Raw genomic sequence first — 23,507 nt, forward strand, 5'->3', positions numbered from 1 at the left:
CCTTATGCCTTGGGCAGTGATATGCGAAACACGGTGCGACCGGGGCGGCTGTCCACGCGGATCAGCGCGCCGTGGTCGGTGATGATCTTGCTGACCAGCGCCAGGCCCAGCCCGGTGCCGTTTTCCCGGCCCGAGACGAAGGGCTCGAACACCTGGTCGGCGATGCTGGCGGGAAATCCGGGGCCGTTATCCTCGATCTCGATCTGCAGGGGCAGCGGGCGTCCCGTGGGGTCGGCATCGTCGGGCGGCAGGCGCAGGGTGTGGTCATAGAAACTGCGCAGCCTGATCGTCCCGCCCGCCTTGCCCGCCAACGCCTCGGAGGCGTTCTTGACCAGGTTCAGGCAGACCTGCGTCAGTTGGTCGGCATCGGCCAGCGCCACGGGCAGGGACGGATCGTAATCGGTGACGATCGCCACGTCGCGCCCGAACCCCACCGCCGCCGACCGGCGCACCTGTTCCAAAACGTCATGCACGTTCAGCGCCGCCAGCTTGGGCGCCGAGGTGTCGCCAAAGCGTTCCACCTGTTCCAGCAGCGCGACGATGCGGCGGGATTCGCTGACGATCATCTCGGCCATCTCGCGGTCCTCGGGGGTGGCGTTCATCGCCATCAGCTGGGCGGCGCCGCGGATGCCGGCCAGGGGGTTCTTGATCTCATGCGCCAGCATTTCCGACATGCCGATGGCACTGCGCGCGGCGCTGCGGATGCTGCGGCTCTGGTGCAGGCTGTCGTCATCCTGCGGCACGATCAGAAACACCACCGCCCCGCCGGTTTCGGGCGCGGGGGCGGCATGGACGACGGCGCGGCGGGCCTGGTGGCCGCCGGCACGGTCGCCGATCTCGAAGCGGACGGCGTTCTGGTACAGCGCCTCGTCGCTGGCCAGCACGCGGCCCATCAACGGGCGCAGGCTGGGCGCGATGCGCAGCCGGGTCGCCATGTCGTCGCCATCCAGCGCCTTGCCCAGGGTCGAGGTGCGCGACATGTTCAGCCAGATTTCCGCCGCATCGTTCATCGCGGCCACGCGGCCCTTCGCATCCAGGATCAACGCCGGCATGGGCAGCGCGTCCAGCCCGGGGCCGGTCACCGCATCGACGAAATCCCTGGGGCGGTGGGTCATGCGGCGGCCCTTCCGGTCTGATCGCCGGGGGCATCGGCAAAGGCCTGCCGGATCAGCGCGATGGTGGCGCCCGGCGTTTCGGCGCGCAGCATCTGGGCGCGCAGGGGGGCGTCGTTCGCCTCGGCATACCAGCCCAGATGCTTGCGCGCGACGCGCAGGCCCAACTCGGTGCCATAGAACGCCATCATGTCCTCGTAATGGTCCTGGACCAGGTCGGCCAGCGCGTCACCGCGCGGGATGACCGGCGCGGGCGTCCCCCACAGCTGATGGGCGATCTGCGCCAGCCGCCATGGCGCACCCTGCGCGCCCCGGCCCACCATCACCGCCTCGGCCCCCGATTGCGCCAATGCGGCGCGGGCGCTGTCTGCGTCGACCACGTCGCCATTGGCGACCAGGGGCGGACGGCCCGGCAGGTCGGACACGGCGCGGATCGCGGTCCAGTCGGCCTGGCCCTTGTAGAACTGCGCCCGCGTGCGGCCATGCACGGTCAGCATCGCCACCCCGGCATCGCGCGCCCGTGCCGACAGATCGGCGGCATTCAGGCAATCATCGTCCCAGCCCAGGCGCATCTTCAGCGTCACCGGCACATCGACCGCACCCACGACCGCATCGATCAGCGACAGCGCCAGGTCCAGGTCGCGCATCAGTGCCGCGCCGGACAGACCGCCCGTGACCTTCTTGGCGGGGCAGCCCATGTTGATGTCGATGACGCGGGCGCCCATGCCTTCGACGATGCGGGCGGTTTCGGCCATGGGGGCGGGTTCGCGCCCGGCGATCTGCACGCTGACGGGCAGCGCGCCCTCGGTCAGGGCCTTGGCGCGGACCGAGGCGCGGTTCGACGGCCGGGGCGTCACCATCTCGGTCGAGGCGACCATCTCGCTGACCAGCAACCCTGCGCCGAAACGCGCGACGGCCCGCCTGAAGGGCACATCGGTGATCCCGGCCATCGGGGCCAGGAAAACCGGAGGCCCCAGGCGCGTGTCGCCAAGAATGATCGGGTCTGGCAAATCCATATCCTGTTCCTTTACCGATGACGGGCAGCCTGCAAGAAGGGCAGAGGACCCCCACCCTGCCCATTTCACAGGCGACCCCTTATTGCTTATTTAATTAGCATGTTGCTATGATTTTAACCATATGGCGCGTCGGACCCAAGGGGATGGGCATGTCGCAACTGGACCCCTGAATGGTCGCGTCCAGCTATGGCAGCGTCGCGCCGGTCCTGATTAGATGGGGCAGCATTTGCAAGGGGGATTTCATGTTTCTGTCGGTGTTCGACCTGCTGAAGGTGGGGGTCGGTCCGTCATCGTCCCACACGATGGGCCCGATGGTGGCGGCATCGCGCTTTCTGGACGCGCTGCGGCTGCAGCCCTTTCAGGCGCATGGGCTGCGGGCCAGCCTGCATGGCAGCCTGGCCTTCACCGGCAAGGGGCATGCGACGGATCGTGCCACCATCCTGGGGTTGGCGGGCTTCACCCCCGCCACCATGGACCCCGAGGCCGCCGAAGCGGCCCTGCAGGCCATCCGTGACACCCGTCGCATCACCCCGCCGCGGCTGGAACCGTTGCAGTTCGACCCCGACCGGGACCTGCGCTTCGATTACGACCACGCCCTGCCCGGCCATGCCAATGGCATGACGCTGTCGGCCACCGATGCCCAAGGCGACGTGATCTTCCATCAGATCTACTACTCGATCGGCGGCGGCTTCGTCATGACCGACGAGGAACTGGCGCGCCGCCATGACGAAGACCGCAGCGACGCCAGCAGCAGCGTCCCCTTTCCCTTCGCCACGGCCCAGCAGATGCTGGACATGGCCGAGGCATCCGGCAAGTCCATCGCCCGCATGAAGGAGGAGAACGAGTTGTGCTTCCGGTCGCGACCCGAACTGCATGACGGGCTGATGCAGATCTGGCAGGTGATGCGCGACTGCATGGATCGTGGGCTGACCACGGACGGCATCCTGCCCGGCGGGCTGAAGGTGCGCCGGCGGGCCAAGGGCATCCATGAAAAGCTGATGGCCGAACGCGGCATGAACATGACCGCGCCCCATATCATCAACGACTGGATGTCGACCTATGCCATGGCCGTGAACGAGGAGAACGCCGCCGGCGGCCAGGTCGTCACGGCCCCCACCAACGGCGCGGCGGGCACCATGCCGGCGGTCATCCGGTACTGGCTGGACCATGTGCCGGGGGCATCCGAACGCCTGCTGCCCGATTTCCTGCTGACGGCGGCGGCCGTGGGCGGGCTGATCAAGCACAACGCCTCGATCTCGGGGGCGGAATGCGGTTGCCAGGCCGAGGTGGGGTCGGCATCGGCCATGGCCGCCGCGGGCCTTGCCGCCGTGCTGGGCGGTACGCCCCGCCAGATCGAGAACGCCGCCGAGATCGCGCTGGAGCATCACCTGGGGATGACCTGCGACCCGGTCGCGGGACTGGTCCAGGTGCCCTGCATCGAAAGAAACGGCCTGGGCGCGATCAAGGCGATCAGCGCGGCCAGCCTGTCGATGCGGGGCGACGGCCATCACATCGTCTCGCTGGACGTGGCCATCGAGACCATGCGCCAGACCGGCCGCGACATGTCCGACAAGTACAAGGAAACCTCGCTTGGCGGCTTGGCCGTGAACGTCCCGAACTGCTAGGCGCTCAGCTGTCCGCGCAGGCGGTAATGCAGGCCCGCCGGGTCGAAGCTGACATCGCCCTCGCCTTCGAAATAGGTGGGGACGATCATGTTGACCAGCTTCGACCCAAAGCCTTCGCGCTCGGGTGGCCGGACGGGGGCGCCGCCGCTTTCGATCCAATCCAGCGCAAACGCGTCGCCCTGAACGGCCCAGGTCAGATCCACGGCCCCTTCGGGGACCGACAGCGCGCCGTATTTCGCGGCATTGGTCGACAATTCGTACAGCGCCAGCGACAGCCCGACCGCCTGTTGCGAACTGAGCCGCACGGCCGGACCGCTGAGCCGGATGCGATCACCGCCATCCAGATGCGCGCCGATCGACCGCGCCATGACATCGGTGATCTCGGCGCTGTCGCCCAGTTCCGTGAACAGCCCCTGGGCGCGGGCCAGCGCCATGATGCGCGCACCGACCGTGTCGCGCGCCTGCTGGATCGAGGTGGCGTTGCGCAGGCTGGCCGATACGACGGTCGAGGTGACCGACAGGATGTTCTTGATCCGGTGCAGCAATTCCTGCTGCATGATCTGCTGGTTGCGGCGGCCCTGGACGACCTCGGTGACGTCGACGGTGATGTTGATCAGGCCCGCGATCGACCCGTCATCGTCGTAAAGCGGACTGTAGCTGAAGGTCCAGAAGGTTTCCTCGTCGAACCCGTTGCGGGTCATGACCAGGCGCAATTCCTCGTTATAGGTGCCGCGTCCGGACAGGGCCATGTCCACCAGGGGGGCCACGTCGTCCCAGACATCCGCCCAGATCACGCGGAAGGGCTGACCCAAGGCGCGGCATTCCTTCTGTCCCAGGGCGGGGGCATAGCCGTCGTTGTACAGCATGGTCAGTTCCGGGCCCCAGAACATGCAGGCGGCGTGACGCTGACCCAGAAGGATGCGCACCGCGCTGAGAAGGGCGGCGGACCATTGCTCGATCGGTCCAAGCGGTGTCTGGGACCAGTCGAAATCCCGGATGGCGCGGCCCATGACCCCTTCATCCCAGGCAAATCGATGCCCGGTAGAGGTGACAAGTCGTTCCGGACCCGCTGATGATGACATGTCTGGCAAGACCCGAAGCAAGGAACAGATATCCCGTCGACCCTCGCCCGCATTTCTTGGCAAATCAATGGGCGGCAAGGGTTGGCGGCCTACCTTGCGGAATATAGATACCCGCCCCGCATGGCCAGAGGGGGTTGGATTATCATTTGTTCAACAGTCCAGGGCGACTGTCCGCCCCCGGCCATGCGGAAGGCGGGCGACCGCCCGTCCTTCGCATGGCCGGGGGCGTGACGCTTGCCCCACGGGCGCGTGATTGGTAACGCTTGACGGACAGTGATCCAGACCGAACCACAAGGCCAGACCCCCATGTTCCCCCAACTGCCCATCCGTCTTGCGCTTCTTGCGCTGATCAGCCTTCCCCTGACGGCCTGCGACACGCAGTCCATGGCCGACCTGCGCCGCAACATCGGGTTGGACCAGTCCGAACCCGAAGCCGAAGATCCCGCCAAGCCCCGCCCGCCCGCCGTGTCGCCCCTGGTGGAACCGATCGAAACCGGCACCGCGCCCGCCAAGCCCATCCCGACCGCCGAGCCGCTGACCTATCGCGCCACGAATTTCGTCGCCCGCGGAAACGAGCCCTTCTGGAACGTCGAGGTCGGCGGAACCTCGGCCACCTATCGCACGCCGGAAAACCAGTCGGGTCGCCAGATCGAGGTCAGGCGCATCGTCTTTGATCGCGGCGTGGAATATATCGGCGTCCTGAACGGTCGGCCCTTCGTGCTGAACATGACGGCCACCGAATGCCAGGACACGATGGCGGATGAGAAATACCCGCTGACGGCCCGCCTGACGGTCAGCGGCCAGACGCAGCAGGGCTGCGCATCGGTCGCCCAGCCTGCCGCCGCCGCCGAAACGCCTGCCGAGACGCCCGCCGCCGGCTGATCCCGTCGCGGCGCGTTCACGCATTCGTGTGTCGATGCGCGCCGCGAACCCTGCCAAGGCCCAAGGCCATGGCACCGTTCTGAACTGCCACTGCCACCTTCAGCCCCCGCCCGCCGAAAGGAAGACGCCGATGCGCCGCTCGCGCCTGACCAGCCAGCTGATGGCCACCACCCTGCCCCTGGCCGTTCTGGTCGGTGCAGGCTATGCCATCGCCGACCCGATGCTGGCCCGAAACATGTCCACCTATGGCATGCCGGGCGGGATCGACACCCCCACCGCCGAGACCCTGCCCGAGGGCACTCTGGGGGCGACCATCTCGAAATCGGACTATGCGCTGCGCACCAACGTGGTCTTCCAGGCCCTGCCGCAGCTGACCGCCGCCCTGCGCTACAGCCGGGTCGAGGGCATCAGCGATTTCCGCGATGACGGCTTCATCTATGACCGGTCCTTCGACCTGCGCTATCAGGTGGTCGATCAGGATGGCTGGCGCCCGGCCGTTTCCGTGGGCGTCCAGGATTTCTTGGGCACCGGCGTCTATTCGGGCGAATACATCGTCGCCACCCGCGACATCACCCCGCGCATCCGCGCCAGCCTGGGTCTGGGCTGGGGGACGCTGGCGGGCAAGCCGCGCGTCATCGACGGCACCGACGAGGGCGGCACCGCCAATGTCGAAAACTGGTTCACCGGCGGGGCCAAGCCCTTCGCCTCGGTCAGCATGCAGGTCAACGACAAGCTGAGCGTCACGGCGGAATATTCCAACGACGTCTATCGCAGCAGCTATCGCCTGCGGAACGGCGGCCTGAACACCTTCCAGCAGGGTGACGAGGAACCCGGCAACCTGAACTTCGGCGCCAATTACAAGTTCGGCCGCAATTACGAGGTCGGCGCCTATGTCATCGGCGGCGAGACCGTCGGCGCGCAGTTCACCGTGGCGCTGAACCCGCGCGAATCCGCCTACCCTTCGGGGTTGGAAAAGGCGCCCGCGCCGGTGCGTCCGCGCCCCGCCCGCGACGCCGATCCCGAAGGTTGGTCCGGCCAATGGGCGCAGGACCCGACCGCCCGTCCCGCCATCCAGAAAGCGCTGGCAGATGCGCTGGTCGATGAAGGCCAGCTGCTGGAAAGTATGGCCCTGTCGCCCACCCGCGCCGAGGTCCGCATCCGCAACCAGCGTTATGTCCAGCAGGCACAGGCCATCGGCCGCACCGCGCGCCTGATGACGCGGGCATTGCCGCCGTCGGTGGAAACCTTCGTCATCACCTCCTCCGCCGATGGGGTTCCGGCATCTTCGGTCACGCTGCGGCGGTCGGACGTGGAACGGTTGGAAAATACCGAGGCCGGCCAGATCGCCGCCGCCAGCGCGCTGTCGGATGCGCCGCTGCGCCAGGGCGACCTGACCATGACCGAGGACCTGTTCCCCCGCCTGCGCTGGCGCGTCGGACCCTATCTGGACCTTGGGCTGTTCGACCCCGAGGAACCGCTGCGCTATGAGGTCGGGGCCGAGGCCCGTGCCAGCTATGAGATCACCCCCGGCCTGGTGCTGACCGGCGCAATTCGGCAGCGCGCCTTTGGCGACAAGGAACAGCGCGGTCCGGGGATCCCCGCATCCGAAAACGACGGCGTGCGCGGCGATCATTACACCGCCGAGGAATACTTGGCCGATCCCAGTCTGGAAACCACGCCCGAAGGCGTGCCGCGGGTGCGGTCCGACACGCGGATGTATTCGGGCAATACCAGCCCGGTCATTCCCGAACTGACGCTGGCCTGGTTCGCCCGGCCCACCGAACAGGTCTACAGCCGCGTGACCGTCGGCCTTTTGGAGCAGGCCTATGGCGGTGTTTCGGCCGAGGTGCTGTGGAAGCCCGCGAATTCGCCCCTGGCCTTCGGCGCCGAGGTGAACCGCGTCCGCAAGCGCGACTTCGACGGGCTGCTGGATTTCCGCGACTATGAGGTCACGACCGGCCATGTCTCGGCCTATTACGAGTTCAGCCAGGGCTTCACGGCCCAGTTGGATGTCGGCCAGTATCTGGCGGGCGACAAGGGCGCGACCGTCACCCTGACCCGCGAATTCGAGAACGGCTGGCGCGTCGGCGCCTTTGCCACCAAGACCGATCTCAGCGCCGAGGAATTCGGCGAGGGCAGCTTCGACAAGGGCATCACCCTGTCGATCCCGATCAGCTGGGCCACCGGCACACCGACCCGCGACCGCGCCAGCACCACGATCCGGTCCCTGTCGCGCGACGGCGGCGCCCGGCTGGAGGTCAACGACCGTCTGTACGACAAGGTCCGCGACAGCCAGACCGTCAAACTCTATCAAGGCTGGGGGAGCTTCTGGCGATGAACATGGCACAGGCCCGCAATGGCGCGATGGCGCTGACCCTGCTGGCGGCGCTGGCCGCCTGCAGCAATCAGGGACCGGATGAAGGCGGGACGACCCCGGCCTCTGTTCTGGCCCGGACGGTGCAGCAGGCGATCAGCGCCCGCACCGCCGAACCCACCCCGACCGCCGCCCCGAAATCCGCGCAGGAACGCGTGGCCGAGGCGCTGCGCGTCAATCCCGGCCCGCTGATCCAGGTGGGCTTCGAAGGGCTGGGCCGCACCCAGATCCTGGCCATGACCGGTCAGAACGGCGCGATGCGCACCTATATGACCCCCGCCGAGGAGGCCGTGATCCTGCGCAACGGCATGCTGGTCGGCACCAAGGGCCTGGGCCGCGACCTGGCCGTGGCCGAACCGGGCACCGAGGCACTGATCCGTGCCGGCCAGTCCGGCCGGGGCACGCGCATCATGCGATATCTGGGGGGCGACGGTCTGGAACGCCCGCTGCAATTCGATTGCACCACCGGCCCCGGCCCCAATCCCGGCGTCATCACCGAAGACTGCGCGGGCCACGGCGTGACCTTCCAGAACAGCTATATGGTGCAGGCTGGGCAGATCCCCGTGTCGCGCCAATGGGTCGGACCGGGCCTGGGCTATATCACGGTGCAGACGCTGCGCCCCTGACGACGGTCATGCCTGAAATGCGAAAAGCCGGCCCTACGGGGCCGGCTTTTTCATCTGCACATCCGTCGCCTGAAGGGGTGGCGTCCGGACAAAAGAAAAAGGGCCGACCAATGGCCAGCCCTTTTGGAAACGGATCAGGAAGATCCGCTTCGAGATCAGCTGTCGTCGTCGTCCGAAGCGACTGCAGCGATAACGCCCAGCAGCAGCAGGGCGGGGACAACCAGGCCAGCGTTCGAGGAAGCGGGCTGCTCCTCGACGACGACGGGCTCAACTTCGACGACGGGTGCGACGTAGCCACCGGCCAGAGCCGAGGTTGCGGTCAGGCCGAGGGCGGCAGCGAAAGTAGCGAATTTGGTCATGATCATGCTCCGTTTCGATTGAAGGCTGCCGTTTCCGGCAACATCGCTGCGACAGTTACACAAACCCCGTCACTTGAAAAGCTGGATTGAAATGAATCAATCGTGGGGCTGCATGCACTGTTGCATATTGGCCAACCCCCGTTTCGCCGCTTCGTTCCCTGCTTTGCCAAACACCGGAAATTACTGTGACATATCCGCACTAACCGCGCCGAAACGCCTGCGACAGCAGGAAAAACATTGCAGCCGATGCAACAATCGAGGGGCCGGCGGGCGTGTCCAGATGCAGGCTGGAATACAACCCTGCGATGACCGAACCGGCGGCAATCAGCGCAGCGGCGGCGGCCATCCGCTCGGGGGAACGCGCCCATCCGCGGGCTGCCGCCGCCGGAACGATCAGCATCGCCGAAATCAGCAATGACCCCACCACTCGAATCGCCAAGGCGACGACGACGGCCAAGGCCAGCGACAGGAACAGACGTTCGATGCGCGGATCGATGCCCGCGGCCATGGCCAGTTCCTCGTTCAGGCTGCTGGTGACAAGGCGCTGCCATCGCAGCATCAGCAGGCCAAGAACCAGTGCCGCCCCCGCCCAGATCAGCGCCAGATCGAACCGCCCGACCGCCAGGATGTCCCCGAACAGGTAACCGCTGAGATCGGACCGCGCGCTTGGCACGAAACTGATCGCCACCAGACCGAAGGCCAGCGCGGTATGGGACAGCACGCCCAGCATCGTGTCCATCGCCTGCCCCCGCGCCACCAGCGTCGACACCAGGCAGGCCATCGCGACCGCCACCGCCAGCGTCCCGACATAGATTGACAGGTCAAAAGCCAGCGCCAGCGCCACGCCCAAAATCGCCGCATGGGCGGTCGAATCGCCAAAATAGGCCATGCGCCGCCAGACGACGAAGCTGCCCAGCGGGCCCGCGACCAGTGCCAGCCCTAGCCCGGCCAGCACCGCGCGGAAGAAGAAATCATCAAGCATCATGGTCTTTCGTCGGGCTAATGCGGCAGGGCCGGGGCCGTGTGGTCGTGATGATGGTCGCAATCATGCGTATGGTCATGGTCGTGATCGTGGTCATGGTGGTGCTGATAGAGGGCCAGCATGCCCTGTGCCTCGGCGCCAAACAGGGCACGGTATTCGGGGGCGCCGCTGACATGCTGGGGAGTGCCTTCGCAACAGATATGGCCGTTGAGGCAGACCACCCGGTCCGAGGACCGCATCACCACCAGCAGATCATGGCTGACCATCAGGACGGCGGCACCGGTCTGGCGTCGGACATCCTCGATCAACTGATAGAAGGCGACGATGCCCGGCTGATCCAGCCCCTGCGTCGGTTCGTCCAGCACCAGAAGATGCGGCGACCGCAGCAGGGCGCGGGCCAGCAGCACGCGCTGAAACTGGCCGCCCGACAGCTGGGTCAACTGGCGCGCGCCCAGTCCCGGCACGCCGGTCCGTTCCAGGGCGGCGGCGGCCTCGGCATCGGTGACGCGGGTCGGCAGCGACAGGAAGCGCCGCACCGTCATCGGGATGGCGGTATCCAGCTGCACCCGCTGCGGGACATAGCCGATGCGCAGCCCGGCCTGACGGGTCACCCTGCCCGCGGCCAGGCCCATCTGGCCCAGCAGCGCCCGGATCAGCGACGACTTGCCCGACCCGTTCGGGCCGACCACGGTCACGATCTCTCCGGGGGCGATGCGGAAATCAACATCGGCCAGCACCGGATCGACGGTGCCGGGGCGGTGGATGGTCATGGCCTCGGCCCGGATCAGCATGGCGCCCCGGCATCCGTCGCGGCGCAGGTCGCGCACAGCCCCAACGCCTCGATCGTGGCGCGTTCGACCCGGAACCCGCCCGCCTTGGCCACCTGCGCCAGCGCGTCGCGGATCGGGGTGACGGGGGCCTCGGCGACCCGGTCGCAGCTGCGGCAGATCAGGAAGACCGGGTGATGATCGTCCCCCGGATGCAGGCAGGCCGCAAAGGCGTTCAACCGTTGAAGCCGATGCGCCAGCCCGTGCTGCACCAGGAATTCCAGCGCCCGATAGGCGACGGGGGGCTGGCGTCCGAACCCTTCGGCCGCCAAGCGGTCCAGAACGTCATAGGCACCCATGGCGCGGTGACTTTCCAGCAGGATCTCCAGCGTGCGGCGGCGCACGGGCGTCAGCCGCGCGCCCTGATCCTTGAGGCGGGCGGCAGCCTCGTCCAGGGCGCGGTGGGCGCATTCTTGATGGTCATGCGGCACGAAGGCCGCGGCGATTGCATCATCGGTCACGGATGGGTCAGCCTTTCACGCTGTCGCGTTACTTTATTACAATTGTGTTGACTTGTTACTCTATAACACACAGAACCCGCACATCGCAACAAACCCCGATCGGAGATGTCGATGCCCCGCCTGCCCCTTCTTGCCGCGACCCTGACCATGACCGCCCTGCCCGCCTTCGCGGCCCCCGATGTCGTCACGGACATGTCCCCCACCGGCGCCCTTGTCCAAGAAGTGATGGGCGATCTGGGCACCGTGCATGTCCTGCTGCCGCGTGCGGCCGGCGCGCATCAATACACGATGCGGCCGTCGGATGCGCGGACCCTGCAGGGCGCCGATCTGCTGGTCTGGATGGGGCCGGAACTGACGCCCTGGCTGGAACGCTCGGCGGAAAACCTGGCCGAGGACACGCGGCAGCTGCGGCTGCTGACGGTCGATGGCACCATCCTGCAGCGCTATGATGAGGGCGGGGATGAGCATGAAGGGCATCAGCATGAGGGGCACGACCACGGCGACCATGAAGCCCACGGGGACCATGGGGACCATGGCGATCACGACCAGGAAGACGGGCATCAGGGCCACGATCACGAAGGCATCGACCCCCACGCATGGCTGAACCCGCAAAATGCCGGCCCGTGGCTGGACAGCATTGCCGCCACCCTGTCGGAACAGGACCCGCAGAACGCCGAAACCTATCGGCAGAATGCGCGCGCCGCCGCCGAACGGATTGCCGCGCTCGACACGTCCCTGTCGGATCGCCTTGCCCCCTGGTCGGAAACCAGCTTCGTGGTCTTCCATGACGCCTATTCCTATTTCACCCGGCATTTCGGGCTGAAATCGGCGGTAGCCCTGTCCTTGGGCGATGCGGCCACGCCCTCGGCGGCGCGGGTGCAGCTGGTGCGCGACCAGGTCATCGCCACCAAGGCCGTCTGTGCCTTTCCCGAATTCGCCCATGATCCCTCCCTGCTGGCAACCGTCACCGAAGGCACCGACACCCGCACCGGAGGCGAGCTGAGCCCGGAGGGCGCGGATGGCAATGCGGAGAGCTATGACGCCATCCTGACCGGCCTGGCCGATACGATCATCGCCTGCTTCGAAGGTTGATCGAACACGGGAAAGGCGGATCAATATGGCGCGATATCAGCATCTTGCGCCAACATTCCGCCTTTCAACTTAAATCTGACCAAAATACTTTGACATTCCCGAACGAATTTGTCAGCTTTAGGCATACCCGCGCCACAGCAAGAGGCTGATCATGACCGCAACACGCCCCGCAGAATTCAACCGCCCCGGCTCGACCTCGGTTTTCGCGCATCTGCCGCTGCATGATGCCGAAAAGCTGACCCAAGGCGGAAACCAGGCCCTGATCACGCTGGATGACCAGGTCTACCAGCTGCGCATCACGCGGGCAGGAAAGCTGATCCTGACGAAATGAGAAAAGCCGGGCCAAATGGCCCGGCTTTTTGAATTAGCCTCGCGGTCCGCGGGGCTTGCCGCCACCGGGCTTGCCCCCCGGCTTGAAGCCCCCGCCCGCCGGGCGATCGCCACGCGGCCCGCCAAAGCCCTTGCCACCGGCAGGACGCGGCTTCCCGGCCCCTTCGCCACGCGGAGCATAGGGTTTGCGGTCGCCACCGTCACGCGGGGCGTAAGGCTTCTTCAGGCCGTCCGCGTTGTCGCGCACACCCCAAGGCTTGCGGTCGCCGCCATCACGCGGGGCATAGGGCTTCTTCGGGGCATCAGCATTGTCGCGCGCACCCCAAGGCTTGCGGTCGCCGCCGTCGCGCGGGGCGTAGGGCTTCTTCGGGCCGTCCGCGTTGTCGCGCGCGCCCCAAGGCTTGCGGTCTCCGCCGTCACGCGGGGCGTAGGGCTTCTTCGGGCCGTCCGCATTATCACGTGCGCCCCAATGCTTGCGGTCACCGCCATCACGCGAGGCATAGGGCTTCTTCGGGCCGTCCGCATTGTCACGCGCACCCCAGGGCTTGCGGTCGCCGCCCGGCTTGCCGGCAAAGCGCGAGGAGCGGCTGTCATCGCCGTCGCGCGGCTTGCCATAGGGTTTGCGATCGTCGCCCGAGGATTTGCCCCAACGCGGCTTGTCGCCTGCGGGGCGGGCGCGGTCGCCGAATTCAGGACGCGACCCACCGGGCTTGCCCTGGAAACGCGGGCGTTCGCCATCACCCTGACGCGCGGGCTTGTCGCCCCAGCTGCGGGCCGGGCGATCACCGCGATCATCATCACGCGACCGCGCGCCGAAGACCTTGCCGCCCGGCTTGTCGCCGAAACGGCGCGGGCCGGCATCGCCACGATCCTCGGAACGGGCAAAGCGGCTTTCGGCGCCACGGGGGCGCATCTCGCGCGGCTTGTCCTCGACATCGCCGGTCAGCAGGCCGCCCAGCTGGTCGCGCAGAACCTTGCGCTTGACCTCGACGACCTCGTTCTTGTCCATGCCGGTCAGCTTGAAGGGGCCGTAACCGATGCGGATCAGGCGATTCACCTGCAGGCCGACATGGGCCATGGCGCGGCGGATCTCTCGGTTCTTGCCTTCGCGGATGCCGACGCTGATCCAGGCGTTCGCGCCCTGCTGGCTGTCCAGCTTGATCTCCATCGGGGCGAAATCCTCGCCCTCGATCTTGACGCCACGACGCAGCGGATCGAAGGTCATGTCGCTTGGCGTGCCGTTGACGCGCACCCGGTAACGGCGCAGCCAGCCGGTCGAGGGCAGCTCCAGCCGCCGCTTCAGGTCGCCGTCATTGGTCAAGAGCAGCAGGCCTTCGGAGTTCAAATCCAGCCGACCGACGGTCATCACCCGCGGCAGATCGCGCGGCAGGGCATCAAACACCGTCTGGCGACCCAGTTCGTCCGATTCCGAGGTGATCAACCCAAGCGGCTTGTAATACAGCCACAGACGGGTTTCCTGCGGTTCGTCCAGCTTCTTGCCATCGACGACAACGACGTCCGAGGGCTTCACGTCCAGCGCGGGGCTGGCGATCTTCTTGCCGTTCACCGTCACGCGACCTTCGACGATCATGCGCTCGGCCTCGCGGCGGCTGGCCACGCCCGCGCGCGCCATCACCTTGGCGATGCGGTCGGTGTCGTCGGCCTTGGCCAGTTCGTTCTTCTTGGGGGTGTTCTGATCGCTCATGCGCGTCTCCTTCGCATCTCTGCGGGGCAAAGAGGGGCTTCTACGCCCGGAACCGCCCCGAGGGAAGCGTTTCTTTCCCCGTCTTGCGCGGATCGGCGGGACTTGCCACAAGCATGTCATGGCCATCTTCACCAGTCACATGCCCATGGCGCTGGATCAAGCCCGCGCTGCCGCCCTGCGCGGCGAAGTGCCGGTGGGGGCCGTCATCACCGATCCGCAGGGCCGCGTCGTGGCCGCCGCCGGCAACCGCACCCGCGAACTTTCGGACCCCACCGCCCATGCCGAGGTCCTGGCCATCCGGGCCGCCTGCGCCGCCATCGGGTCGGAACGGCTGATCGGCCATGACCTGTGGGTGACGCTGGAGCCCTGCCCCATGTGCGCGGCGGCGATTTCCGCGTCGCGAATCAACCGGTTGTATTACGGTGCGGGCGATCAGCGCATGGGGGGCGTGGCGCATGGGGCGCGCGTCTTCGATCATCCGCAATGCCACCACCGGCCGCAGGTCTATGACGGGTTGGCCGCCGATGCCGCGCGCGACATTTTGCGCGAATTCTTTGCCGCGCGCCGCCAGGGCGGCTTGAACCCTGCGCAAGGGCCGCATATAAGTCACCCCGACGCGGGCGTTGTGTAATGGTAAGACCCTTGCCTTCCAAGCAAGAGACGCGGGTTCGATTCCCGCCGCCCGCTCCAAAAACCCCCTAGATCGTCAGCAGATCGCCGAATTCGGTTTCGATCAGGATGCGCATGTCGGCGCCCTTGGCGATCAGATCCTGCGCGCGGCGCTGCTTGGTGGTGATGGCCGCATCCGCGTCCTGATCGCCCACGACCAGCAGGGTCAGCGCCTTGGTGACGCCGGTGCGAACCTCGAAGCCCGCCTGCGCCGCCAGGCGCGCGGCCTGCATCCGGTCCAGCCCCAGACGCCCCGTAAAGCAGACCGACTGGCCAAAGAACGGCCCCTGTTCATTGCCCAGCAGACCGACCTTCGCCGGAAAGCGCGCCCGCGTGGCCGCCGTCGCGCCCAGCTCCGCGAATCCCTGTCCGGTGCGTTCTTCGGCCAGCAGGACGACCTGCGCGGCGGCCCAGGCATCCTCGACGGCATCGTGATGCCTGAAGTTCAGGTTCAGCGCCTTCTTCAGGTTGCCCAGACCATGCCCGCCCTGACCGCGCAGCTCGGGCCAAGCCTTGCGGGCGATGCGCACGCTGTCGGACCAGGCGCTGGTCAGGGGTGCAAGGTTGCCCCGCGCACAGGCGGCATCGAAGGCCATCTTGTCGAAATTGCTGTGCTGGACCAAGGCGTGGCGTTCCAGGAACGACCGCACCGGGGCCAGGGCGCCTGCAAATCGCGGGCTGCCCCGCACCGTGCCCGCATCGATGCCGTGCAGCTGCGAATTGAAGCTGTGGAACGGCTCGTCCGGGTCCACGAAGAAGCCATGCGTGTCCACGCGGCCGTCATGGGACACCATCGCCATGCCCACCTGGCAGATGCTGTGACGGTTGCCATTCGCCGTTTCCACGTCGATGGCGACAAAGCGATAATCGCGGTCGATGAAATCCATATGCGGCTCCGTTCGCCTGGCGGCCCTAGTGATGCCGGTACAGCATGTTCGAGCGGTCCAGATGCGCCTGCATCGCCGTCACCGCGGCATCGGCGTCATGCGCCTCCAGCAGGTCGACGATCTGGTCGTGTTCATGCAGGGTGACATCCTCTTTGCCCGACCAGTGCAGCAGCATCCCGTGATACTGGAACAGCCAGCGCAGCAGGGACTGGCTGGTCGCGACCAGGATCGGGTTCTGCGATATGGCGGCGATGCGGTTGTGGAACGCCATGTCCAGCGTCACGAAAGCGGCGGCGTCATCCGTTTCGGCGCGCTGGCGCGAGACGATGTCGCGCAGATCGGCGATGTCATGGGGACCGGCCGATTGCGCCGCCACCCGGACCAACCCGCATTCGAACATGCGCCGGGCCATCTTCAGATGTTCCAGCTGTTCGGGTTCAGAGGACAGCAGCATCCGTGCCACGTCATCCACCCGGCTGAGGACGCTGTCGGCGCTGAGTTCGTTCACACGGCTGCGTTCGCCATGGCTGATCGTGATCAGCCCCATGGTGTGCATGTGCTGCAACGCCTCGCGGACGGCAGGGCGACCGACGCCGAAACGTTCCATCAGGTCGCGTTCCGACGGCATGGGCGCGCCGGGGGGCAGTTCGCCGCTGGCCATCATCGCGCGCAGGCGATCGAAGACCTCGTCGGACAGCTTGCGCCGCACGATCCGGTCCTGGCCCGTGGGGGCTGCGTCCTTCTTCATCCTCGCCTCCTGGCTGCGTCGCTCATGACCTAGGCGTTGCGGCCGGGCTGTGCAAATCCCAAGCGGCGCCGCGACGCCACGCAAAGGCGTCCAGTCCCGTCACGTCATCGGCCACGGGGTGCAGATTGGCGATGAAATGATGCCTATCCAGCGTCAGCGTGGCGCGACCGTTGCGGATGCCCGCATCCGTCACCCGCAGACCCGCACAGGCCGCAAGCGCCGTCACCAGGGCCGCCAGCGGCCGCGCCGTCCCGTCATCGCGGATCAGCCCGCGCGGACCGTAAAGCGCCGCCGGGGTCCAGACCGTCACCCCCGCCCCGGCGATGGCCGCCGCCAGCCCCAAGGTCCAGGCGGCGGCAAAGGCGCCGTCCTGGCGCGGGTCGTCATCGGTCATGCAAACCCGGTCGTGGTCCGGGTTGGGGATGGTGCGGCTGCCAAAGGGGTTCTGGCGCATGGCGATGGTGGACGGCCCCAGCCGATAGTCCCGCCCCCCGGCGATCCCCCGCCCCGAGGCCAGGATATGCGGCACCGCCTCCAGGGTCTCGACCACCGACAGGTCGTCGGCGGCATGGACGATGGGACACAGCCCATGGGTCACGAAATCGGCGTCCCCCGCCAGGGCGGGCTTGCGGTTCAGCTCGGGGAAAAAGCTTGCCACCCCACCACCCAGGGGCAGGCCCGGAAAGGCGCGGCGCGCGGCGGCATGGATGTCGGGGATGGGCGGGCATGGCGGCCAATCCGATCCCGGCGGCGTCGATTGCCGGTCGACCGCCGGCGTGACCATGACCGAGGCCGCGCGCAACCCCGCATCGCGCACCGCCTGCGCATGGGCCGCGAATTCGCCGTCCAGGTCTCCATCGACGGGACAACGCGCGATCAGTTCCAGATCCATCGCCAGATCGGGGAACTGCCTTTGCAGTTGCGCAAAGCGGCGCAGATCGGGGCCGATCAGACCCTTGGCGGCATCCAGATGGCACAGGATGCGCGACGGGCCGATGGCGCGCAGGTCGGCGGGGGTGCGCGCCGCCCGTTCGGCATCGCTGGCGGTCAGGACCAGCGCCGTCTGCGGGAATGCACCGGGCTGCTGCGCCGGTTTCCATGCCGGGGGCGCAAGGCCGGTGGCGGGCTGCCATGTCACCCGCACGCCTTGGGCAAAGACCGGATCGGGCCGGTATGGCCAGGGTTGGGACAAGGGCCGATTATAGGTCTTGAACGAGGCGTCGCCCCATTGGCGCTGATCCTCCATCTCGAAGACATCGCCGTCCAAGCGGCAGGTGATCACGGCATCGCCGGCGCGGTGGGTCAACCCGATGATGTCCTTGAAGGGCTGCCAGGGCGCGATCAGATCGGGAAAGCGGCCATCCGTCACGCGGCCATCGGCATGTTCGACCCGCACCGGCGCACCCGCGACCCCCGTGATCGAATGCAGCACGGTAAAGCCCGCGCGGTTGGTCCAGACCTGTCCGGTGCAGCGGGCGGTGACCGTCGCCTCCAGCGCGTCGGGGCGCAGCGTCAGCGCAATGTCGGCGACCAGCTGCCCGCCGCCCATGTCGTGGATGGCGCGATAGGTGACGTGGCAGCCGGTCCCATCCTCGGTGATCGCCAGATCTTCGATGCGGGGTGTCACCGTGCCCCAGTCGCGGTCGCGCACCAGGAACGAGACGGCACGGATCGCCTCGGACCCTGCGACGGTCAGGTGGCGCAACTGGCCGCGTTCCAGGGTCACGGCCGCATCGCCCGCCACCAGCCGCCGCCCCCGCACGGGCGGTATGTCGGTGCCATAGATCGCGCGCAGATCCATCACCAGCCCGCCATGTCGATGCGCGTCCCGTCGCGGGCCGAGGCATAGGCCGCCTCGACCAGGGCCAGCGTTTTCAGGTTGTCATGACCGGACGTCTCGGGCTGCGTCCCCGCGCGCAGGCAGTCGACGAAATGCGCCTGAATCAGGTGGACGCTTTCCTGGATGTTGTGCCACGGGCGTTCGGCCCAGGGCAGCAGGGGCGGCGCGACATCGCGGATATGCTCTCTGCCCGCGTTCTGGATCACCAGGCGATAGCACGCATCCAGCCGCAGCGTACCCCGGTCGCCGTCAATCTCCAGCAGGGTCTGGGGAAAGGTTTCGGGACTGCGGCGGGTGGCATAGGAACAATCGACGACCGATGTCACGCCGCCCTGATGGTCCAGCATCATGGTGGCCACATCCTCGCCCCGGATGGTGGGATTGATGCGCTGCGTGCTGGCGGAAATCCGGTCCACATCCCCGAATAGCGCCCGCGCGACGTCCAGGATATGGATGCCCAGATCCTGGATGATGAAGCGCGGATCGGTTGCCAGATAAGGCTGGCCCGAAAACACGTCAAAGCCCGACCGGAAGCTGACCCGACCGAAGAACGGCGTGCCGATGGCCCCGCCCTGCAGCGCGGCGATGGCAGCGCGGATGGCCGATTGCCAGCGGAAATTCTCGTGCACCATCAGCGTGCGTCCGGCGCCCTGGACGGCGGCGACCATGGCGCGGGCATCCTCCATCGTTTCGGCAAAGGGCTTCTGACAGATGACGTGCAGACCCGCATCGGCAGCCGCCTGCACCAGCATGCGGTGCGATCCGACGGTGGTGGCGATATCGACGAAATCCAGCTCCTCGGTCGCCATCATGCGCAGCGCGTCGTCATGGATCCGCGTGACGCCGAAATCCCTGGCGGTCCGGTCGCGGCGATCGCGGTCCATATCGCAGACCGCGACGATCCGGGCGCCGTCGATCATCCGCCACGCATGCATCTGGTTCTGCGCAAAGAACCCGCAGCCGATCAAGGCCCCTTTCAGCATATGTCCACCCTTCCATGGTCGTTTCGGGTTGCCGGGCGACCCGCCTCCAAGGTTTCCATCGCGCCCGTTCCTTTCCGATCCGTCAGATGCCGACCGCGAATCGTCACTTCGACGCGCATGATGGCATGATGCGCTCAGGGCATCAGCCACCATCCCAGCCCCAGCGAGATCATCGGCAGATAGGTGATGGCCATCAGCAGCGTGACGACCACCAGGATCGGCCAGACCAGCGACCCGAACAACGCCTGCACCGGCACGCGGGCCACGGCGGCGGCGGCGAACAGGTTCACCCCCAGGGGCGGCGTGATCATGCCCAGTGCCAGGTTCACGACGATGACGATGCCGAAATGCACCGGATCGATGCCATAGCTGATGGCGACAGGCGTCAGGATCGGCGCCAGCACCAGGATGGCGGCCGATGTCTCGATGAACATGCCGACGACCAGCAGCAGCAGGTTCACACCCAGCAGGAAGGTCAGGGCGGATGCGAAATTGTCCTGCGCCCAATCGCCGATGGCATTGGGCAGTCCCGACAGGCTGATCAGGAAGCTGAACAGCGCCGCTGCCGCGATGATCAGCATGATGGCACCCGACGACACGGCAGCGCCGCGGAAGATGCCCGGCAGGTCGCGCCAGCCGATCTCTCGATAGACCAACAGGCTGAGGATCAGGGCATAGATGACCGATACCGCCGCGGCCTCGGTCGGGGTGAATACGCCGCCATAGATGCCGCCGACGATGATCACCGGCATCATCAGCGCCCCGAAGGACCGGCGCAGCGCAGGCAGAATCGGCTGGCGGCCTTCGGCGTCGCGCAGGCCGTGCCCCTTGATGCGGCACCAGATCTGGACCATCACCACCAGCCCGCCCGCGATCAGCAGCCCCGGCACCAGTCCCGCCAGGAACAGCCGCGTGATCGAGGTCTCGGTCGAGACCGCATAGAGGATCAGCGGCACCGAGGGCGGGATGATCACCCCCAGCTCGGCCGAGGATGCCTGGATCGCGCCCGCCATGCCGACCGGATAGCCGTGCCGCATCATCGCCGGGATCAGGATCGACCCCACCGCGAATGTCGTCGCCACCGACGACCCCGAGATCGCGGCGAAGAGCATGCAGGTCAGCACGCAGCAGCTGGCCAGCCCGCCCTGCACGTTGCCGACCATGGATTTCACCAGCTCGACCAGCCGCGCCGATATCCCGCCATGGGTCATGATCGCGCCCGCCAGGATGAAGAACGGCACCGCCATCAGCGGAAAGCTGTCCAGCCCCGTGAACATCTTCTGCGGGACGACCAGCAGGGGCAGGTTCGACTGGAAATGGATCGCGACGACCGAGGCCAACCCGATGGAGACCGCCACCGGAACCGACAGGGCAAAAAGCGCGATCAGCGCAGTGGCAAGGGCGGCGTTCATGGCTGCTGCCTTTCCTGGTCCAGATGGTGCAGGATGACGCCCGCGATCGCGGCCATCGCTCCGGCGGGGATCGCGGCATAAAAGAGGCTCATCGACGTGCCCAACATCGCCACCCGCTGCGCCTGGACGCGCAGGGTCATTGCCCAGCCCTGCCAGACGAGGATCGCCAGAAAGACCAGCGTCAGCAGCGTCACCAGCCGGATGACCCAGATCTGAAGCGACGCGGGCAGCAGGCTGCGCAGGAAGTCGATGGGGATCATCGCGCCCAGCCGGAAACCGGCCGCCGCTGCCAGCAGGGTTGACCAGACGATCAGCCCGCGCGCCAAGACCTCGGACCAGCCGGCGGCGTCGCCCAGGACAAAGCGCGTCACGACCTGAAAGAAGACTAGCGCCGTCGCCGCCGCCAGCAGCAGCGCCGAGAGGTTATGCGCAATCCGGACGATGACCTCGCCCGTGGACCGGATCGGTTTCATGATGGTTCCCCGTGGTGAATGGGTGGACCGGGGTCTGCGCCCCGCCCCGGCCCGGCCAAGGCTTATTGCTGCGCGTCGCGGATGCGCTGGATCAGTTCGGGCGAATACTGATCGGCATATTGGTCATAGGCGGGCTGGACGGCCTTGACGAAGGCCGCCTTGTCGATGGTCTCGATGACATTCATGCCGTTTTCCTTCATCTGCGCGATGCCCTCGACCTCGTTCTTGGCAACGGTGGCGCGGGATGCTTGGGCTGCGGCATGGGCGGCCTGGCGGAACCAGTCCTGCTGTTCGGGGGTCAGCGCGTCGTAATGGATCGCGGACATCGCCACGACGGCGGGCGAATAGACATGGCCCGTCAGGGTGATGTTGTCCTGGATTTCCCACATGTTGTTCGCCGTCACGATGGTGATGGGGTTTTCCTGCCCGTCGATCGTGCCCTGCTGCAGCGAAGTCAGGACCTCGGTCCAGCTCATGGGGGTGGGGGCGGCACCGGCGGCCTTGAAGGCGGCGATATGCACCTCGTTCTCCATGGTGCGCAGCTTCAGCCCCTCCAGGTCGGCGGGCGTTTCGATGGGCCGGATCGAGTTCGTCACGTGCCGGAACCCGTTTTCGGCCCAAGCCAAGCCGACCAGGCCGTGGTTGCTGAACTGGTCCAGGATCTCCTGCCCGATCTCTCCGTCCAGGACCTGGTGGGCGCTGTCGTAATCCTTGAACAGGAACGGGAAATCCAGGGCATAGACGGCAGGCACGAAATTCCCGATGGGCCCCGTGGATGAAATCGTCAGCTCGACCGTGCCAATCTGCAGCCCTTCGATCACGTCGCGTTCGCCGCCCAACGCGCCTGCGGGACGCAGGGCGATCTCGAATTCGCCATCCGACAGTTCGGCGATCTTTTCGGCGAAGGCGCGGCCCGCATCGCCGTAATGGCTGTCGGCGGGCGGCGTGAAGGCCATGTTCATCGTGCGCGCCTGCACCCCCAGTGGGATCGCTGTGATCATGGCGGCCATGGCAATGCCGAGGCTGGCGTATCTGGTCATCTTTCTGTTCCTCCCTTGCGTGATGGTGCCCGGCGCCCCCCCCCTCCGACGGCGCCTTGGCGAATGGTCAGGTGATGCGGTGGATGCTGGCCTCGATCTCGTCCCATTCGAAGACGCGCTTCCAGTCGTCGCGCATCAGCATCGGCACGCCGAATTCGATGGCCTTGTTGCAGGCATCCGAAAACGCGCCTTGGCGTTCCTCGAAGATGACCGCGCCCAGGATGTTCATGTGGCCCAGCAGAAAGTCGCGGGCGCATTCGTGGCTGACGCCGCTGCGGCGCACGGTTTCGTCCATCGCCTCGCGCATGACGGTCAGCAGCGACGCGCAGACGGTTTCCGACAGGCCCGGTTCCAGCATGGCCATCTGCTTGACCGTCACCTCATAGGTGCGCGCGACCGGGGCATAGATGGCGCGGGCGATCCGGTCGCCCAGGGCGTAATGGTCGCGCGGCCCCTGCATCAGCGCGCTGACGACGCCCTGTTGCGCCGCGACGCCGCCGAAATGGTCGGCGCGGCCTTCGGGCGTCGATTCGTCGTTGAAGATGGGCGGATGACAGGGGTGGGTCACGAAATAGGTGATGTCGGCGCGTTCCGGCAGATGGCCCGCAAAAGGCGCTGCCGCATCCAGCACGACGACCATGGTACCCGGCGCCAGCACCGGCACCACTTGGGCCGCGACCTTGCCGATCACGGTGTCTGGCACGGCCAGAATCACCACCTCCGCCCCCTGCAGGGCCGCGTCCTGCGCCACGCAATCCAATCCGGTTTCCGATTTCAGGCGATTGCGACCGACCTCGCTCGCCTCGACATGGCCCACCTGGAAATCGGTGCGCGCCAGGTTGGTTGCCAGGCGCACGCCCATTTTTCCCCCGGCCCCGAACAGCGCCACTTTCGTCATGTCATCCCCCATCGGAATCGGATCTTGCCTTAACTGGTATGATGAGATGATAATGATAGCATCATGTCAAGCATGGCAGGGGGG

Annotated in this window: 23 protein-coding genes and 1 tRNA gene; 8 read left to right on the forward strand and 16 right to left on the reverse strand. The window is 66.8% G+C overall.

What is annotated here, in order from left to right:
- Positions 1-2 precede the first annotated feature (2 nt).
- Together IE00_RS02440 and dusB are read right to left on the reverse strand one after the other, a co-directional pair.
- Positions 3-1,115: a nitrogen regulation protein NR(II) gene (locus IE00_RS02440; protein ID WP_072295439.1), complete on the reverse strand. Its 1,113-nt coding sequence runs from the start codon at positions 1,113-1,115 to the stop codon at positions 3-5.
- Entirely contained in the window at positions 1,112-2,128 is a 1,017-nt protein-coding gene (dusB, locus tag IE00_RS02445; RefSeq protein ID WP_072295440.1) for a tRNA dihydrouridine synthase DusB, read from the reverse strand. Before dusB ends, IE00_RS02440 begins: the two co-directional genes overlap by 4 nt.
- A 242-nt stretch (positions 2,129-2,370) precedes the next feature.
- Between dusB and IE00_RS02450 the strand changes: the two genes are divergently transcribed.
- On the forward strand, positions 2,371-3,753 hold the full coding sequence (locus IE00_RS02450; protein WP_072295653.1) for an L-serine ammonia-lyase: 1,383 nt from the start codon (positions 2,371-2,373) through the stop codon (positions 3,751-3,753).
- Here IE00_RS02450 and IE00_RS02455 read toward each other — a convergent pair.
- Entirely contained in the window at positions 3,750-4,763 is a 1,014-nt protein-coding gene (locus tag IE00_RS02455; RefSeq protein ID WP_083553983.1) for a sensor histidine kinase, read from the reverse strand. The genes IE00_RS02450 and IE00_RS02455 overlap by 4 nt on opposite strands.
- Positions 4,764-5,141: 378 nt before the next feature.
- Here IE00_RS02455 and IE00_RS02460 point away from each other — a divergent pair, with 378 nt between their 5' ends.
- The 3 genes from IE00_RS02460 (at position 5,142) to IE00_RS02470 (ending at position 8,717) form a co-directional block, all read left to right on the forward strand.
- Complete coding sequence (locus IE00_RS02460) at positions 5,142-5,717, forward strand: COG3650 family protein (protein WP_072295442.1); 576 nt, start codon at positions 5,142-5,144, stop codon at positions 5,715-5,717.
- A 130-nt stretch (positions 5,718-5,847) separates the two neighbouring features.
- Positions 5,848-8,055 (forward strand): YjbH domain-containing protein, encoded by a 2,208-nt coding sequence (locus tag IE00_RS02465; RefSeq protein ID WP_072295443.1) that lies wholly within the window; start codon positions 5,848-5,850, stop codon positions 8,053-8,055.
- Positions 8,052-8,717, forward strand: a complete 666-nt coding sequence (locus IE00_RS02470) for a YjbF family lipoprotein (protein ID WP_072295444.1) — start codon at positions 8,052-8,054, stop codon at positions 8,715-8,717. The genes IE00_RS02465 and IE00_RS02470 overlap by 4 nt, the downstream gene beginning before the upstream one ends.
- Before the next feature lie 155 nt (positions 8,718-8,872).
- Here the strand turns inward: IE00_RS02470 and IE00_RS02475 are convergent, their stop codons facing one another.
- From IE00_RS02475 to IE00_RS02490, 4 genes are all read right to left on the reverse strand, one after another.
- Positions 8,873-9,076, reverse strand: a complete 204-nt coding sequence (locus tag IE00_RS02475; RefSeq protein ID WP_371328418.1) for a hypothetical protein — start codon at positions 9,074-9,076, stop codon at positions 8,873-8,875.
- 199 nt (positions 9,077-9,275) lie between these two features.
- A complete protein-coding gene (locus IE00_RS02480) occupies positions 9,276-10,058 on the reverse strand; it encodes a metal ABC transporter permease (RefSeq protein WP_072295654.1) in 783 nt (260 codons plus the stop codon).
- Between the two features lie 17 nt (positions 10,059-10,075).
- Positions 10,076-10,849 carry a metal ABC transporter ATP-binding protein gene (locus tag IE00_RS02485; RefSeq protein WP_072295655.1) on the reverse strand — a complete coding sequence of 258 codons (774 nt, stop codon included), beginning with the start codon at positions 10,847-10,849 and terminating at the stop codon, positions 10,076-10,078.
- Positions 10,843-11,346, reverse strand: a complete 504-nt coding sequence (locus IE00_RS02490) for a Fur family transcriptional regulator (RefSeq protein ID WP_072295446.1) — start codon at positions 11,344-11,346, stop codon at positions 10,843-10,845. The genes IE00_RS02485 and IE00_RS02490 overlap by 7 nt, the downstream gene beginning before the upstream one ends.
- Positions 11,347-11,457: 111 nt before the next feature.
- Here IE00_RS02490 and IE00_RS02495 point away from each other — a divergent pair, with 111 nt between their 5' ends.
- Positions 11,458-12,438: a zinc ABC transporter substrate-binding protein gene (locus tag IE00_RS02495; protein ID WP_139291303.1), complete on the forward strand. Its 981-nt coding sequence runs from the start codon at positions 11,458-11,460 to the stop codon at positions 12,436-12,438.
- A 151-nt stretch (positions 12,439-12,589) separates the two neighbouring features.
- Positions 12,590-12,769 carry a hemin uptake protein HemP gene (gene hemP / locus IE00_RS02500; protein WP_072295448.1) on the forward strand — a complete coding sequence of 60 codons (180 nt, stop codon included), beginning with the start codon at positions 12,590-12,592 and terminating at the stop codon, positions 12,767-12,769.
- 33 nt (positions 12,770-12,802) lie between these two features.
- On the opposite strand, the gene IE00_RS02505 is transcribed toward hemP, so the two are convergent.
- The gene (locus IE00_RS02505) at positions 12,803-14,473 is read right to left on the reverse strand and encodes a pseudouridine synthase (protein ID WP_083553985.1); all 1,671 of its coding nucleotides are present in this window, start codon (positions 14,471-14,473) and stop codon (positions 12,803-12,805) included.
- A 118-nt stretch (positions 14,474-14,591) separates the two neighbouring features.
- On the opposite strand from IE00_RS02505, the gene IE00_RS02510 reads away from it, so the two are divergent.
- Together IE00_RS02510 and IE00_RS02515 are read left to right on the forward strand one after the other, a co-directional pair.
- A complete protein-coding gene (locus IE00_RS02510) occupies positions 14,592-15,104 on the forward strand; it encodes a nucleoside deaminase (RefSeq protein WP_072295450.1) in 513 nt (170 codons plus the stop codon).
- Positions 15,090-15,163 (forward strand) — tRNA-Gly (locus IE00_RS02515). The genes IE00_RS02510 and IE00_RS02515 overlap by 15 nt, the downstream gene beginning before the upstream one ends.
- Before the next feature lie 8 nt (positions 15,164-15,171).
- On the opposite strand, the gene IE00_RS02520 is transcribed toward IE00_RS02515, so the two are convergent.
- From IE00_RS02520 to IE00_RS02555, 8 genes are all read right to left on the reverse strand, one after another.
- Positions 15,172-16,029 carry an exonuclease domain-containing protein gene (locus IE00_RS02520; protein ID WP_072295451.1) on the reverse strand — a complete coding sequence of 286 codons (858 nt, stop codon included), beginning with the start codon at positions 16,027-16,029 and terminating at the stop codon, positions 15,172-15,174.
- A gap of 25 nt (positions 16,030-16,054) precedes the next feature.
- On the reverse strand, positions 16,055-16,777 hold the full coding sequence (locus IE00_RS02525) for a transcriptional regulator NanR (protein WP_072295452.1): 723 nt from the start codon (positions 16,775-16,777) through the stop codon (positions 16,055-16,057).
- Positions 16,778-16,799: 22 nt separating this feature from the next.
- Positions 16,800-18,578, reverse strand: coding sequence for a hypothetical protein (locus tag IE00_RS02530; protein WP_139291281.1), 1,779 nt, complete (start codon positions 18,576-18,578; stop codon positions 16,800-16,802).
- Entirely contained in the window at positions 18,578-19,600 is a 1,023-nt protein-coding gene (locus tag IE00_RS02535; RefSeq protein WP_072295454.1) for a Gfo/Idh/MocA family protein, read from the reverse strand. The genes IE00_RS02530 and IE00_RS02535 overlap by 1 nt, the downstream gene beginning before the upstream one ends.
- 134 nt (positions 19,601-19,734) lie before the next feature.
- On the reverse strand, positions 19,735-21,012 hold the full coding sequence (locus tag IE00_RS02540; protein ID WP_072295455.1) for a TRAP transporter large permease: 1,278 nt from the start codon (positions 21,010-21,012) through the stop codon (positions 19,735-19,737).
- Positions 21,009-21,485 (reverse strand): TRAP transporter small permease, encoded by a 477-nt coding sequence (locus IE00_RS02545; protein ID WP_072295456.1) that lies wholly within the window; start codon positions 21,483-21,485, stop codon positions 21,009-21,011. Before IE00_RS02545 ends, IE00_RS02540 begins: the two co-directional genes overlap by 4 nt.
- A 62-nt stretch (positions 21,486-21,547) precedes the next feature.
- A complete protein-coding gene (locus IE00_RS02550) occupies positions 21,548-22,525 on the reverse strand; it encodes a TRAP transporter substrate-binding protein (protein ID WP_072295457.1) in 978 nt (325 codons plus the stop codon).
- A 67-nt stretch (positions 22,526-22,592) separates the two neighbouring features.
- Positions 22,593-23,423 (reverse strand): phosphogluconate dehydrogenase C-terminal domain-containing protein, encoded by an 831-nt coding sequence (locus tag IE00_RS02555; protein ID WP_072295656.1) that lies wholly within the window; start codon positions 23,421-23,423, stop codon positions 22,593-22,595.
- Positions 23,424-23,507 lie beyond the last annotated feature (84 nt).

Origin of the sequence: Paracoccus sp. SM22M-07, assembly GCF_001887735.1 — a bacterium.
Taxonomy (GTDB): domain Bacteria; phylum Pseudomonadota; class Alphaproteobacteria; order Rhodobacterales; family Rhodobacteraceae; genus Paracoccus.

Coding starts and splice junctions, on each gene's coding strand:
- IE00_RS02440 (WP_072295439.1), bottom strand. CDS start 1,115: ATGACCCACCGCCCCAGGGATTTCGTCGATGCGGTGACCGGCCCCGGG.
- dusB (WP_072295440.1), bottom strand. CDS start 2,128: ATGGATTTGCCAGACCCGATCATTCTTGGCGACACGCGCCTGGGGCCT.
- IE00_RS02450 (WP_072295653.1), top strand. CDS start 2,371: ATGTTTCTGTCGGTGTTCGACCTGCTGAAGGTGGGGGTCGGTCCGTCA.
- IE00_RS02455 (WP_083553983.1), bottom strand. CDS start 4,763: ATGGGCCGCGCCATCCGGGATTTCGACTGGTCCCAGACACCGCTTGGA.
- IE00_RS02460 (WP_072295442.1), top strand. CDS start 5,142: ATGTTCCCCCAACTGCCCATCCGTCTTGCGCTTCTTGCGCTGATCAGC.
- IE00_RS02465 (WP_072295443.1), top strand. CDS start 5,848: ATGCGCCGCTCGCGCCTGACCAGCCAGCTGATGGCCACCACCCTGCCC.
- IE00_RS02470 (WP_072295444.1), top strand. CDS start 8,052: ATGAACATGGCACAGGCCCGCAATGGCGCGATGGCGCTGACCCTGCTG.
- IE00_RS02475 (WP_371328418.1), bottom strand. CDS start 9,076: ATGACCAAATTCGCTACTTTCGCTGCCGCCCTCGGCCTGACCGCAACC.
- IE00_RS02480 (WP_072295654.1), bottom strand. CDS start 10,058: ATGCTTGATGATTTCTTCTTCCGCGCGGTGCTGGCCGGGCTAGGGCTG.
- IE00_RS02485 (WP_072295655.1), bottom strand. CDS start 10,849: ATGCTGATCCGGGCCGAGGCCATGACCATCCACCGCCCCGGCACCGTC.
- IE00_RS02495 (WP_139291303.1), top strand. CDS start 11,458: ATGCCCCGCCTGCCCCTTCTTGCCGCGACCCTGACCATGACCGCCCTG.
- hemP (WP_072295448.1), top strand. CDS start 12,590: ATGACCGCAACACGCCCCGCAGAATTCAACCGCCCCGGCTCGACCTCG.
- IE00_RS02505 (WP_083553985.1), bottom strand. CDS start 14,473: ATGAGCGATCAGAACACCCCCAAGAAGAACGAACTGGCCAAGGCCGAC.
- IE00_RS02510 (WP_072295450.1), top strand. CDS start 14,592: ATGGCCATCTTCACCAGTCACATGCCCATGGCGCTGGATCAAGCCCGC.
- IE00_RS02520 (WP_072295451.1), bottom strand. CDS start 16,029: ATGGATTTCATCGACCGCGATTATCGCTTTGTCGCCATCGACGTGGAA.
- IE00_RS02525 (WP_072295452.1), bottom strand. CDS start 16,777: ATGAAGAAGGACGCAGCCCCCACGGGCCAGGACCGGATCGTGCGGCGC.
- IE00_RS02530 (WP_139291281.1), bottom strand. CDS start 18,578: ATGGATCTGCGCGCGATCTATGGCACCGACATACCGCCCGTGCGGGGG.
- IE00_RS02535 (WP_072295454.1), bottom strand. CDS start 19,600: ATGCTGAAAGGGGCCTTGATCGGCTGCGGGTTCTTTGCGCAGAACCAG.
- IE00_RS02540 (WP_072295455.1), bottom strand. CDS start 21,012: ATGAACGCCGCCCTTGCCACTGCGCTGATCGCGCTTTTTGCCCTGTCG.
- IE00_RS02545 (WP_072295456.1), bottom strand. CDS start 21,485: ATGAAACCGATCCGGTCCACGGGCGAGGTCATCGTCCGGATTGCGCAT.
- IE00_RS02550 (WP_072295457.1), bottom strand. CDS start 22,525: ATGACCAGATACGCCAGCCTCGGCATTGCCATGGCCGCCATGATCACA.
- IE00_RS02555 (WP_072295656.1), bottom strand. CDS start 23,423: ATGACGAAAGTGGCGCTGTTCGGGGCCGGGGGAAAAATGGGCGTGCGC.